General features: G+C 57.5%; 8 protein-coding genes. 6 read left to right on the top strand and 2 right to left on the bottom strand.

The window, feature by feature from the left end:
- Positions 1 to 265: 265 nt before the first annotated feature.
- From bcsA to mutM, 5 genes are all read left to right on the top strand, one after another.
- Entirely contained in the window at positions 266 to 2869 is a 2604-nt protein-coding gene (gene bcsA / locus Q0106_RS00610; protein ID WP_297607565.1) for a UDP-forming cellulose synthase catalytic subunit, read from the top strand.
- A 50-nt stretch (positions 2870 to 2919) separates the two neighbouring features.
- Positions 2920 to 5154 (top strand): cellulose biosynthesis cyclic di-GMP-binding regulatory protein BcsB, encoded by a 2235-nt coding sequence (locus Q0106_RS00605; RefSeq protein ID WP_297607564.1) that lies wholly within the window; start codon positions 2920 to 2922, stop codon positions 5152 to 5154.
- Positions 5154 to 6257, top strand: coding sequence for a cellulose synthase complex periplasmic endoglucanase BcsZ (gene bcsZ, locus Q0106_RS00600; RefSeq protein WP_297607563.1), 1104 nt, complete (start codon positions 5154 to 5156; stop codon positions 6255 to 6257). Before Q0106_RS00605 ends, bcsZ begins: the two co-directional genes overlap by 1 nt.
- The gene (bcsG, locus tag Q0106_RS00595; RefSeq protein WP_297607561.1) at positions 6257 to 7927 is read left to right on the top strand and encodes a cellulose biosynthesis protein BcsG; all 1671 of its coding nucleotides are present in this window, start codon (positions 6257 to 6259) and stop codon (positions 7925 to 7927) included. Before bcsZ ends, bcsG begins: the two co-directional genes overlap by 1 nt.
- A gap of 119 nt (positions 7928 to 8046) precedes the next feature.
- Entirely contained in the window at positions 8047 to 8874 is an 828-nt protein-coding gene (gene mutM / locus Q0106_RS00590) for a bifunctional DNA-formamidopyrimidine glycosylase/DNA-(apurinic or apyrimidinic site) lyase (protein WP_297607559.1), read from the top strand.
- A gap of 114 nt (positions 8875 to 8988) precedes the next feature.
- Here the strand turns inward: mutM and Q0106_RS00585 are convergent, their stop codons facing one another.
- Positions 8989 to 9414 (bottom strand): peptidase dimerization domain-containing protein, encoded by a 426-nt coding sequence (locus Q0106_RS00585; RefSeq protein WP_297607557.1) that lies wholly within the window; start codon positions 9412 to 9414, stop codon positions 8989 to 8991.
- Positions 9415 to 9429: 15 nt separating this feature from the next.
- Positions 9430 to 11133 (bottom strand): peptidase M20, encoded by a 1704-nt coding sequence (locus Q0106_RS00580; RefSeq protein WP_297607555.1) that lies wholly within the window; start codon positions 11131 to 11133, stop codon positions 9430 to 9432.
- A 684-nt stretch (positions 11134 to 11817) separates the two neighbouring features.
- On the opposite strand from Q0106_RS00580, the gene Q0106_RS00575 reads away from it, so the two are divergent.
- The gene (locus Q0106_RS00575) at positions 11818 to 13305 is read left to right on the top strand and encodes a hypothetical protein (RefSeq protein ID WP_297607553.1); all 1488 of its coding nucleotides are present in this window, start codon (positions 11818 to 11820) and stop codon (positions 13303 to 13305) included.
- Positions 13306 to 13312 lie beyond the last annotated feature (7 nt).

Genomic DNA, 13312 nt, shown 5'->3' with positions numbered 1-13312 from the left:
GCTGAAAATCAAAAGATTCCAGCTGAAATTAGAAATTAATGTGCGTCAGCCCTGATCGCATCCCTTTTAAGCAACAAAGGCATCAGGCATTTGAGCTAATATGCGTCGTTTCCGATTTTCAGCGCCCCCGCATCCTCACGAAGGCGTTTGCCGAGCGCCGCCTTTGCGAGGAGAGCAGCAGCACCCGCGCAGTCCTCTCTTTTCCCCGTTTACGACGATGAAGACCCGTTCAACCTTGGATCCTCGAAGCTATTTGAGGGAGCGATTGTCTCTATGGAAAGCGAACGGGGCAGGGAAGGCCGCTCTTGCGGTCAATGCCTTCTTTCTTGCGCTTCTTCTCGTCATTGTTCCCATTGAGCGGGAACCCTTCCGGAGCATTGCAAGGAGGAAGGCCTATTTCTACCCGCAGGTCGACTTTGATCGTCCGCGGTTTCTTGATCCGCTGAGGCTCTTTATTCAGACCTTCTGGCTTCTCTTCGTGAAGCCTTCGGACCCGTATCATCCCGTGCGCTCGCCCTGGTCGCGTCTTGTGGATGCGGTCGTGCGGATTCTTCGCGCTTTGGGCGCCGTCATTTCCCGCATCGGCTCCGCCTGGGGCGCCTTCTGCCTCGCGCTCGTGAGGCGTCTTCCGGCGCTTTCGGACCAGGGCGAAAAGACCGAGGGCGGCTCCGGGCGCGGCCAGACCTTCCTCGTCTGGACGATCGTGCTTCTCGGGCTCGCGCTTGCGGCCCTCTGCATCACGCAGCCCTTTACGCTCGAAGGGCAGGTGATCTTCCTCTCCTTCATGTTCTTCTCGATGATCGCGCTCGTGCGGGTGAAGGCGCGCATCACGCTCATGCTTCTCTTCGTGATTTCGATCGTCGTCTCGGGGCGCTATCTCTGGTGGCGCGCGACGTCGACCCTCAACACGAATACGTGGCTCGACGTCCTCTTCACGTCGCTCCTTCTCGGCGCCGAGCTCTACGCCTTCGCGGTGATGTGCTTCGGCTACTTCCAGGTCTGCTGGACGCTCGACCGCAAGATCTGTCCGCTCCCCGAGGACCGCTCGGTCTGGCCCGACGTCGACGTCTTCATTCCGACCTACAACGAGTCGCTCGACGTCATCAAGCCAACGGTTTTCGCCGCGCTCAACCTCGACTGGCCGAAGGAGAAGCTCCACGTTCACATTCTTGACGACGGGAGCCGCGATGCCTTCAAGCGCTTTGCCGACGAGGTGGGCGCGGGCTACATCAAGCGCGACGAACACAAGCACGCGAAGGCGGGCAACATCAATCACGCCCTGACTGTTACCTCGGGCGAGCACATCGTCATCTTCGACTGCGACCACGTGCCTTCGAAGGACTTCCTCGTTTCGACCGTGGGCTGGCTCGTGAAGGACCCGAAGATTGCGCTCGTGCAGACGCCGCATCACTTCTATTCGCCCGATCCCTTCGAAAAGAACATGCACCTCGACCGGGCGCTCCCGATCGAGAATTCGCTCTTCCACGACTTCATCCAGAAGGGTAACGACACCTGGAACGCCACGATGTTCTGCGGGTCTTCGGCCGTCATGAGAAGAAAGGCGCTCCTCGAGGTCGGGGGCATCGCCGTCGAGACGGTGACCGAGGACGCGCATACGTCGCTCAAACTCAACCGCCGCGGCTGGAAGTCGGCCTTTATTGAGCGCCCGGTCGCCTCGGGGCTCTCCACCGACACGCTTGCCGCCCATATCGGGCAGCGCATCCGCTGGGCGCGCGGGATGATCCAGATCCTGAGGCTTGACTGCCCGCTCCTCGGGCGCGGGCTCACCATTGCGCAGAGGCTTTGCTTCTTCAACGCAATGCTTCACTTCCTCCACGGGCTTCCGCGCATCATCTTCCTTCTCGCGCCTCTGCCCTACATGCTCGCCGACGTGTACGTGATCTATGCGACCGCCGCATCGATCTTCGCCTACGTCATTCCGCACATGGTGCATTCCGCAGTGACGAACCAGCGCCTGCAGCACGGGTATCGGTATCCCTTCCTTTCGGGCGTCTATGAGACGGTGCTCTCCTGGTACATCCTGATCCCGACGACGGTCGCGCTCATTGCGCCCAAAATCGGCAAATTCAACGTTACCGCGAAGGGCGGCACGATCGACAGCAAGTACCTGGACTGGCATATTTCGAAGCCCTATCTGGTGCTCATCGCGCTCAATTTTGCGGGACTGCTCGCGGGCTTCTGGAAGGCCTTCGCCTCGCCCGATCCCGAATACCTGACGCTCGCCATCAATATGGGCTGGATCGTCTACAACCTGATGGTTCTCGGCGCCACGATGGCCGTTGCAGTCGAGGACGTGCAGAAGGACAAATTCCCGCGCGTGCCGCTGAGCCTTTCCGCCAGGGCGACGCTTCCCGATGGTTCGGAACTCCCGGTCAAGGTCTGCGAATTCTCCCAGGAAGGCGTTCGCGTGCTTGCGCCCGAGGGGAATGAAGGGGCCTTTGCGGCGCTTCGGAAGATGCCCGCCGGCGAAGCCCTTCGGATTGAACTTCCCGCCGACGACGGCAGAACGGAAACCTTCCGCGCGAACGTCGCTCCGGAAGACCCGACCCGGACGGACCTCCCGCAGGGCGGGCGCGATCTCATCTTTGCATTTGAAGGCTATGCCGACGAGCGGCGCTTCAATTCGCTCACCTTCTCGCGGCGCGGGATCTGGGCGAAGAAGCCCGACGAGACGGTGGACGACCGCTTCATCACGGGCTTCCTCGAGCTCGGCCGCATTGCGCTCTACGGCTACCGCTCCATGATCGAGTTCCTCCCCGGACGGATGCTTCCGGCGCTGCGCGACCTGATCGGGTCGCTTCTGCCGAGAACGCCGCGGCGCGAGAGGGATCTCGCGAACCTGCGCTGAATAGAATTCATAAAAATCAATAAAATTAGAAAGTAAACGGAAGATAAAGGATGACTCTGAAGATGGAAATCGACGCATTAGGCAGAAGCTGCCTCCTTGCGTTCGCGCTCGGGAGCTTAGGCATCACAGCTGCCGCGGCCGCACCCGCGCAGACTCAGGACCCCCCGCAGCCCGTGTGGCGCACGGACGTTGCCGGAAGCCGCATCGCAAAAACGCCTCTCATCGGACTCGTTCCGGGCGGTCAGGCGCGGTCGGTGAGGCTCTCCGGGCTCTCGCGCACGCAGTTCTTCGACTTCGGCGTTCGCGCGGACGAGGTTGTTTCGCGCGCCTCCCTTGATCTCGCCTTCACGGTTTCCGCTTCCGTTCTTCCTCAGGTCTCGCAGCTCAACTTCTTCGTGAACGGCGTCCTGCAGCAGTCCGTCAATCTGACGAAGGAAATGATCGGGGCGCCTGCGAAGCTTTCGGTGCCTCTGAACCCCAAGGCGCTCAATTCCCGCAATCAGATCTCGATTGAATTCATCGGCCACATCAAGTCGGTCTGCGAGAATCCGGCCGATGAATCGCTCTGGCTCGATATTTCAAACGAAAGCACTCTCGTGCTCGAGAAGTCCCGCATTCGTCTGGCGAACGACATGACGAAGCTGCCGGCCCCCTTCGTCGACACGAATACGATGGAGGCGACGAAGCTTCCCTTCGTCTTCCCGGAAGCTCCGGACGCAAAAACGAAGGAAGCCGCAGCGATTCTCGCGAGCTGGACGGGCCGCATGACCAACTGGCGCGGCGCGGACTTTCCCGTTTTCTTCAATGCGCTGCCCGGCCCCCGGCATTTCGTCGTTTTCGTGACGAACGAAAAGAGGCCGAAGTTCCTCGCCGACTTTCCGAAGGTTGAGGGGCCCCAGGTGTCGATTGCCGACGCTCCGGGAAGCCTCTCGGCCAAGATGCTCGTGATTGCCGGGCGCGATGATGCCGATCTCCTCACGGCGGCCAAAGCCCTCGTGCGCGAGGGGAACGTCATGATCGGCGACGTCTTCCGTCCGGGCGCGGTGGCTGAAACGCCCGCCCGCAAAGCCTACGATGCGCCCAACTGGATTCCCGTCGGCAAGACCGTTCCCTTCTCGAAGCTCATGGAATATCCGGGGCAGCTCACGAGCCGCGGCTACAGCATGCCGCCGGTGCAGCTCCCCGTGCGGCTTCCGCCCGACCTCTACATGACGGGGAACGCCAGCCTGGTTCTCAACGTCCGCTACCGCAGCACGAAGCCCATGACGGGCGAAACGGCGCAGTTCCGGGCGTACCTCAACGGCTCCCTCATCGACTCCGATCCGATGGCGGCGAAGGACGGCCGGGGCGAGCGCGTGATTGCGCTCCCGGGCTTCTACGGCGCGATTACGGATAATCCTGCCGGGTCGCTCGCCCTCATGACGCAGAACGTGCTCGCGTTCGGCGTCGACTACGAGCGCATCGCCGAGGGCGGGTCGCCTGAAAACTGCAAGTCGATCATGATCCTCCCGCATCAGATGGAGGTGGAGCCCACGTCGACCATCCGCCTTGAGGGGCTTTGGCACCAGGCGAGAATGCCGAACCTGAAGCTCTTCTTCCAGAGCGGCTATCCCTTCACCAGGTTCGCCGACCTCTCGCAGACGGCGGTGCTGATTTCGGACGGCGCTTCGGCTGATGAGGTGTCGACGATGCTCAATGCCGTCGGGCGCCTCTCCGCCGTGACGGGCGCCGTTGCCGACAAGGTGCGCGTTGTCTCGAGCGCGAATGACCCGGCGGCGTCCGAGCGCGACATTCTTGCAATCGGCCGCGTCGTCACGCGTATGAGCGACATTAATGCGGAAAATGCCGCCGACCTCCAGGCGCATGTTGAGGAAGCGATCCGCGCGAAGAAGCCCGGCGACGCCTTCCCGGCGCCTGAGGCAAAGGTGCTTGCCGAACCCGTTGCAGCCGTCGTGGGGCTTGAGTCGCCGCTCAGGTCCGGCCGCTCCGTCGTGGCGCTTCTTTCTGAAGGTCCTGCGAGCTCGCTCGAACTTAATTCCCGCCTGGTGAAGCCGGGCGACCTCAACAACGTGGGGGGCTCCGTCGCCGTCGTGAGTCCGGGCAGCGTCGCGGAATTCTCCGTGGGCGACCGTTATGTCGTCGGAGACCTCCCGTGGTACCACCGCGTCTGGATGCGGCTCTCGCGCCATCCGGGCTGGCTCGTTGTCTGCGCGCTCGTATCGGCCCTCGTGATCGGCTTTGCCGCCTTCGTCTTCATGCGCCGCTGGGTTGGAAGGAGAGCCTGATGAAAAAGACCCTTTTGATGAGCGTTTTTGCTGCGGCGCTCGCGCTTCAGGCGCTTCCCGCAAACGCCTGGAAGCTTTGGGACGACTTCAAGGCTTCCAATATTGAAACGGCTCGCGTCGTCGACTATTCGGATTCGAGGCGCATCACGACGAGCGAAGGACAGTCCTACGCGCTCTTCTTTGCGCTCGTCGCGAACGACCGGACGGCCTTTGCCGCGCTCTCCGACTGGACGGAAAAGAACCTCTCCGGGGGCGACATCACAAAGGCGCTCCCTTCCTGGCTCTGGGGGCAGACGAAGGCAGGCGACAGGAACGCCTGGGGCGTCATCGACACCAACAATGCCGCGGACAGCGACATGTGGATTGCGTGGTGCTACCTCGAGGCGGGCCGTCTCTGGAATAAGAGCGAATACACGGCGAAGGGCCGCGCGATGCTCGAGCTCCTCAAAAGGGAAGTGCGCGAAGTCGAGAATCTCGGGAAAGTGATTCTTCCCGGACGCGTGGGGTTTGAGGACAAGAACGGAACGGTGAAGCTGAATCCGAGCTACTACCCGCTCTTCATCCTCCGGCGCTTTGCGCTCGAGGACGCTTACTGGACGGATGTCTACGACGGCTCCCTCAGAATGCTGATTCGTTCCGCCCCGTCGGGCTTCGCTCCCGAATGGGCCCGATTCACGAACCAGGGGCGGCTCGTGCCGCCCGATGCGACGGACTACACCGAAGGGAGCTACAACGCCATCCGCACCTACATGTGGGCCGGGATGATGTCGCCCGAGGATCCGGGGCGGTTCTCGCTCGTCGAGCGCTTCCAGCCGATGGTGGATGCGACGAGAAAGCTCAATTTCCCGCCCGAAAAGGTGAATGTCGTCACGGCGGACGTTGAGGCTCCGGGTCCGGCCTACTTCGGCGCCTGCCTCCTCTCGCTTCTCGGCAATGACCGCACGGCGGGCTTGATCCGCACGGTGCTCGCCGCTGAAGGCGTCAATAAGGACCGCTACTACGGGAACGTTCTCGTGCTCTACGGGCTCGGCTTCGACGAAGGGCGATTCCTCTTCGACCGCGACGGCCGCCTCGTGATCCGCATGGAAGAGGCGCAGAAATAATGACTCAGGAAAAAACGATCGACCCCAAGGCTGCGTCTTCGGGCGGGCGCACGGCAACAGCCGACGGCCTGATTCTGCCCATTACGGGCCTCGGGGTCTGGAACCTCTACTTCCTCGCGAAGTTCGGACTTGCCTGGGCGGGATACCTCAATCTCTCGCCCCTCTGGAATGCGCTCTTCATTGCCGCGCTTCTCATTCCGCTCCGCTCTGGCGTCCTGCGGTTCCTGCGCGGCGCGGCCGGCATCGTCTGCGCCTTCATGCTGCTCTGGAGCGAAAGCTGGCTTCCAGGAATTGAGAGCATTACGGCGAACGCCGGCGGCATTGCCGGGTTCTCGTGGAACTACATCCTTGAACTTGCGCTCGACTTCATCAACTGGCAGATGGTCGGCTGGGGCGCGCTCGGGATCATTCTCTACGTGCTCCTCCGGAACACGATCCGCATCACCTTCGTCACGCTCTGCTGCTTCGTCGGCATGACGGTGACGCCGATGGTGGACGCCTTCTTTGCGAAGGACGCCGGCGAGGACGACGCGGTCGTCGCTGCGGCCGAAGGCGGAGCCGCCGCCGGAAAGAACCAGGCGGTGTCGGACAGCAAGACCGTGAAGGAATGGTACGAGGCGTTCCTCGCCTACGAAAAGGAGCGCCGCGCGGAATTCCCGACCGGAATTCCGGAGAAGGACACGCCCTTCGACATTCTGCTTCTCAACATCTGCTCGCTTTCGAACGACGATCTCGCGGCCTCGCAGCTTGAGAACCATCCGCTCTTTTCGCGCTTCAACATTCGCTTCGACAACTTCAATTCCGCGACCTCCTATTCGGGACCGGCGGCGCTGAGACTTCTCACGGGCGCGTGCGGGCAGCCCTCACACAACGAGCTTTACGGCGAAAGGCGTACCGAATGCGAAACGCTCAACCGCCTGGGGGCCCTGGGCTTCTCACAGCACGTCATGATGGACCATACGGGCGAATACGACGACTTCCTCCAGGTTCTGCGCGACAAGACGGGCCTCTCGGCGCCGCTCGAAAGCAAGGGCCAGCCGATTCCGATCCGCTACATGGGCTTTGACGACGAGGAGCTCGCCGACACGCTCGCGCTCCTTCGCTTCTGGCAGCGCACGACTGCACGCGCGAAGGAAAAGAGAAGCGTCACCTTCATGAATCTCATTTCGCTTCATGACGGCAACCGCCTCCCGCGCCACGGGCGCTCGGAAGAGTTCAAGCCCCGCGCGCAGCGGATGTTCGACGACATCAACACCTTCATCCGCGAGCTCGAGCGCACCCGCCGCCGCGTGATGATCGTGCTCGTGCCTGAACACGGCGCCGCCGTCAGAGGCGACCGCATTCAGGCGCAGCGCCTGCGCGACATTCCGACGCTTCGCATCACGGAAGTGCCGACCATGGTGAAGTTCGTGGGCGTGCGGGGACTCCCTGAGCAGCCGATTCACGTGACGGGCGACACGAGCTACCTCGCGCTCACCTCCCTCATCGGCCGCACGATTGAAAAGAACTTCTTCTCGAAATCGGGCGGCGCCGTTCCGCTCGAGGAGCTCGTTCAGAACCTTCCGGAAACCCACCGGGTTTCTGAAAACGGTCAGGCGAAGATCCTTGAGCTGAAGGACGTCGAGTACCTGAGAAGAAACGACGAGGACTGGAAGCCATACGGCGGCTGAGAAGCCCGGTCGGAAGGACCTTTCAGAAATGAAGAGGCCGGCAGCTTGTCCCTCGGGCGGGCGCCGGCCTTCGCATAAGAATCTGCGACGGATTGAATGGCAGGAGGGAAACTGAAGCCATGCCTGAACTACCTGAAGTTGAAGTAACGCGGCGCGGCCTCGCGCCCGCCGTGGTCGGAAAGGTCGTGACGGGAGCCGTGGTTCGCGTGCCGAAGCTCCGGTCGCCAGTGCCCGATCTTGCGGAGTGCCTCTCCGGGAAAAGGCTCGTGAGCCTCGGGCGCCGGGCGAAGTATCTCGTCTGGACTTTCGAAGGAAAGGACGGGAAAAGAGCGTGGCTCGTCACGCACATGGGGATGAGCGGCTCCTGGAGGATCTGGCCGGCGCCCGCGCCCGAACCCCATCGGCACGATCACATCGACATCGATTTCGGCGATACGGTGCTCCGCTATACCGATCCGCGGCGCTTCGGCGACTTCCGCTGGTTTGAGACGGATCCCTATGTCGAGGAGCCGCTCCGGAGTCTTGGGAAAGAACCCTGGGACGAAGCCGTCACGCCTTCCTGGTTCCTCTCGGAACTGAAGAAAACAGCGAGGCCCGTCAAGGAAGTGCTCCTCTCGGGGAAAATCGTCGTCGGGTGCGGCAACATCTATGCGAGCGAGGCGCTCTTTGAGGCCGGGATCCGGCCGACGAGGCGCGCCGACAGAATTTCCGCGGAACGCGCGGAGAAGCTCCTTGCCGCCATCCGGGACGTGCTCTCGAAAGCAATTGCTTCGGGCGGCTCGACGCTTCACGACTTCCACGGACCCGAGGGCGAGACCGGGTGGTTCCCGCTCGCGTGCGCGGTCTATGGGCGGGAAGGCGAAAACTGCCCGACATGCGGCGGGAAGATCAAAAGAATCGAGCAGGGCGGGCGGTCGACGTTCTTTTGTCCGCACTGCCAGCGGTGAAGTCCTGACCAGCAATTTGAGAAAAAATGCCTTCCGGAGAACCGGAAGGCAGATGCGGGAGTTCGGCATTCTCATGAAGAGCCCGGAGATACCCGGGTCTTCATGAGGAGATGCTTAACGGATTTCGTAGCGGACGGCAGCCGGCGCGCCGATGCTGGTCTTGTCGCCGGGCTTCACGCCGCGGAAGGCGTTTTCGGCGTCAGTGCCTTTCTTCACGGCCTCAACCACTTTGTCCTTCATGGCTTCGAGCGTTTTTTCATCCTTCGCGGTGAGGGTCACTTCAAAAGACGCGGAAGCCGCAATGGCGTTGACGGTGGAGCCGCCGTTGAGATTTGCAATGACGGCATCCGGCACGGCCTTTTCGATTTCCATCACGCTTCGCGCGGCAGCATGGACGGCATTGGTGTTTCCGTAATTGCCGTTTGAGTGGCCGCCGGGACCGCGGAGCGAGACTTCAAGTGTCTGCGTTGCGGCGAGCGCGCTTCCCGAGAGGAGAAGCATTATGAGAAGGGTCGTGCCCTGGGTACGGATCTTAAGCATGGTTCTTCTCTCCGGTTACTTGTACATGTCTTCGGTGGTGCGTTCGCCGATGGGCGGCACGCTCGGCTCAATCACGCGGCCGTCGGAAAGCTCGCAGCCTGAAACGAGAAGTCCGGTCATCAGGAACCGCATGATGCGCATGGCTTCATCCTGACCGTTTCCGGGAATGCCGTATTCGTACCAGGTGTGGCCGCCGCCGGTCTTCGCAGCCGTGCCCATGTTGAAGTTGATCGTGGGGACGCCGACGGCTGCCGGCACGTTGTCGTTCAACGAGGCTGCGCGTTCCGTCAACTCCTTATTTTTGTTGTCGATTCCGATCGTGCGGCCCGTCTGCCAGTAGGCCTGCAGAAGCGGGACGTTGTAGTCGGTCCGCTGATAGGCCGGGCGGTCGCCGAACCAGACGAGCTTCAACGTGACGGCATCCTTGTCGCCAGCCTTCATGCCGTAGGCGGCGTTTTCCGCTTCCATGGCCTTCTGGAACTGCGGCTCAATCTGGCTGCGGATTGCAGTGAGCGGTCCCTGGGTCGGGCTTCTCATGTCGACCATGAGCGTGCAGTCGGGGCTTCTTGCGCCAGTTTGGGGCTTTGTGCAGTTGACGACGCCCACGGTATAGGTGGTGCGTTCTGCCTTCTTGTCGAAGTCGTAGGGCGAATGAATGTCTGAAATCGCCGCAATCGCGCGGCTTACGGCCGAGAGGGCGGAGGGGCGGGGCTTGTCGCCGGGCTTAAAGCCGTCGCGCTCCGAATACGTGATTTCGAAGCGGTAGGATCCGAGGTAATTGACGATCGAGGAGCCGGGCGCGAGCGAGTCGGCTGCAACGTTGGCAACGAAGTTGAGGGCGTTGTTGCCTTTGCCCGTATCCTGGTTGTAGCCGTAGAGCTGCTTCATGCCGCAGAGGTTGCCCTTGCCTTCCTCGCCGGCGGTGCCGCAGAACCAGACGTCGTAGACGGGCTTGATCCCGTACTTCTTCATCATCTTGGCGGCGGTGAGGACTGAGACCGTATTGATCATCGCGTCGCCGAAGCCCGTGACGTAGATGCGGTAGGCGTCGGCCTTCACGGCTTCGTCGAGATCGTTGAAGCGCTTGTAGGCCTTCTTCCAGTTTTCGTCCTCAATGACGCGGCCATTCTTGTCGAAGTGAATTTCGTCCTTGATGGCGTCGAGTTCTGCCGGAGTCGCGACGAGTGGCTCCTTCGCCTTCTGGAGCTTCACCGGCACGTAGGGATTCGTTTCAGGCGGAAGCTCCGCAGGGTTCACCGTATCGATGTGGCCTTCGAAAAGGACCTTGGGGAACTGTCCCTTATAGCTTTCCGCACCCGGACGCTGCGGGTAGGTGCCGGGGATCCTCACGCAGACGTTGTAGACGGGTTTTCCGTCGACGATCTGAAGGCCCGCGCCCTTGATGATGCCTTCGGGCGTCGTCATGATGTCTTCGGGCGAAAAGCCCCATTCATTTACGAGGCGCTTCGTGATCTCCTGCTGGCGGCGAAGTTCGAGACGCGAGGGCGACGCGATGCGCACGAGCTCCATGAGCGTATTGAAGCGCCATTTCTGGCCTTCCTCGCTTTTGAGTTCGTCGTACATCTTCTGGAAGACCGCATCCTGCCACATGGTCTCGGCGTTTGCCTTCATTTCGGGCGAGACCTGCGGAACGGCAGCCAGCGCCGGAATGCCGAAGGCGAGAAGAAGCGCCGCGGCGGAGAGCTTCAGACGGTTCATGGGGAACCTCCTTTGGGTGATGGTTTTTGCGGCTCTGTGTTTTCTGAGCGGATTTCCCGTGGAAATCTGCGTGAGAGCTTGCGCGATACGTTATCAAGGAGGCTTCTCTGCGATCAAGATGAGGTAAACGATGGGTTGACAGGGATGGAGGGCGAAATCATGGAAAGAGGGATCAGTTTTGGCAAGGTGGTTGTATGTAATGAAAGGTTTAGGAAATTTTGACTTGAGAATGAAAATAAGGAGAGACGGTGCGAGGACCTAACCTGCCTATTATGGTCGTGATAGGTAAATAAAACCGTTCTGATTTATATCTTAGGTAGAGGCTCAGTCTTTTGACCCTATTGCGGAACATTAGTTGTGCCCTATTTCAGTGGGGCATCATGCTGGATGGAGGGGAAATTCACTAAGACGGCAAGATGTTCGAAAGTATTGTTTCGGATAGCTAGATTTTTCTTGAAATTATATGTAAACCTTTAAAATCATGGCGATATGGTGCAATTATAAAATAAAAGTCGTCATAAAACAACAATCAACATCGAGTTTATTATTGACGACCTATATTTATATAACTAAAATTAAATAGAAAATTTCCAATTTAAATAGAAAAATATAAATTCCTAATAATTAATAATAAGAATGATAGTGTATAGGGGTTTATATGGATGCAAGCCTGAAGGAAATAAGATGTCGAAATTTTACTCAATTCGCATAAAAAATAAAAGCAAGAATCGTATTGACAGGCTTGATGGCCGTGTTTATGACTTTACCTCTTTCCCCTGGGATTTTGTGCCGAATCATATGAATCTTACAAAATTATCTTTGCTTGTATTAGTTGGCTTTGGAATTATCACAGTTCATGCTCAAGGAATTGAGCGGGAAATTTTAAACTATAAAGAACATCCGATCCAGTCTGAATTTGTACTAGAGGATGATGGAGATCTTTATTTTTATGGCGGCTCCAGGGTGATATCCCCTTCAAATGGAAATTTTGTATTAGATATTGATCAAGATAACCGAAATAAGGATAAAAATATATTTTTTAATGGTGGGTATCTTCAGGGGAATGAAAATACCACTCAGTATTTTTTCACAAATAATTTGAATATAACTGCAGATACTAAATCTAGTGTCTACAAAGATGCAAGAGCGATTGTATCTAAGGTCCTGGCTGATAATAAGAGTAATAAAATAGGAGGGGCTTTTGTTTTCCTGCCGAGCAATCTTAATATTTCCTCATCATATTTATGTGAGGGTGATGCGAATTTTGAAAATAATAGCTTGTCTTCAGTGATTGCGATAGAACTGCAAGATGGTGGGAAAGTAAGCTTCTTAGATGCAATCGATATTGCGGAAAAATATAATGCTGAGCATCTTTTAAATAATGATAGAAAAAATGTAATTATTTCTGCATCCGCCAATCAATTTGATTGTGATTTATCTGATGAAAGAAAATTGTTAAAGAATAGAGGGTATTCGTCATATGGCGTCAAGAATACCCTTTCAGAGTTTTTTCTGCATTCAGATGGTTTTGAAATAAGATCTAACAATGCAGCTCTTTCGTCTTATGGTCTCGATGATTCAGGACAGGTGGCATCCTCCATTTCTGTTGGAGTGTTTGGTCAAGGGGGAATTTTCCATTTTCGAAGTCAGGACGGAAAAATTATAGCGGAAAGCACTGAGTCGGCATTTGATCGTGATGCTTCTGAGATAAGCGTGGAGAATAATACTTCTGAAAGCTTCGGAATAATGGTTTTGACCGATTATAATTCGGACATAGATCTTGAGGGTAAGAGTGAAGATTATATTAAAAATTTAAAGATTAATGATAGTGATATCATAAAGAGCGGATCAAAGGTTGTTTTTGATGGTGGTGTAGAAAACTCTTCTGAGTATTTAATTGAGAGTGATGCCTATAAGGATTCTGCTTTTGGTATTTATTCGTCAGGCAGTAATAACGAAATTTCTCTTTCTGGTAAGGTGGAGATAAATGTCAATACATTTGCTTCATTAGAAGATGCTCCATCCGAAAATGACAGGAATGCCTATGGCATTGTTCAGTTGTCAACGACTACTAAGGTAGAATTAGGAGTGAGAAATGAAAATAAAAATTCAAATGAGTTAGATGCAGGGCGATCGCACGGGGCCAGTTCACAAAAAGTAGCTGAATCGTGAATTTTTC

Origin of the sequence: uncultured Sutterella sp., assembly GCF_937923675.1 — a bacterium.
GTDB lineage: Bacteria > Pseudomonadota > Gammaproteobacteria > Burkholderiales > Burkholderiaceae_F > Sutterella.
The sequence above is the reverse complement of the archived record's forward strand: the minus strand, read 5'-3'. Positions and strand labels throughout refer to the sequence as shown.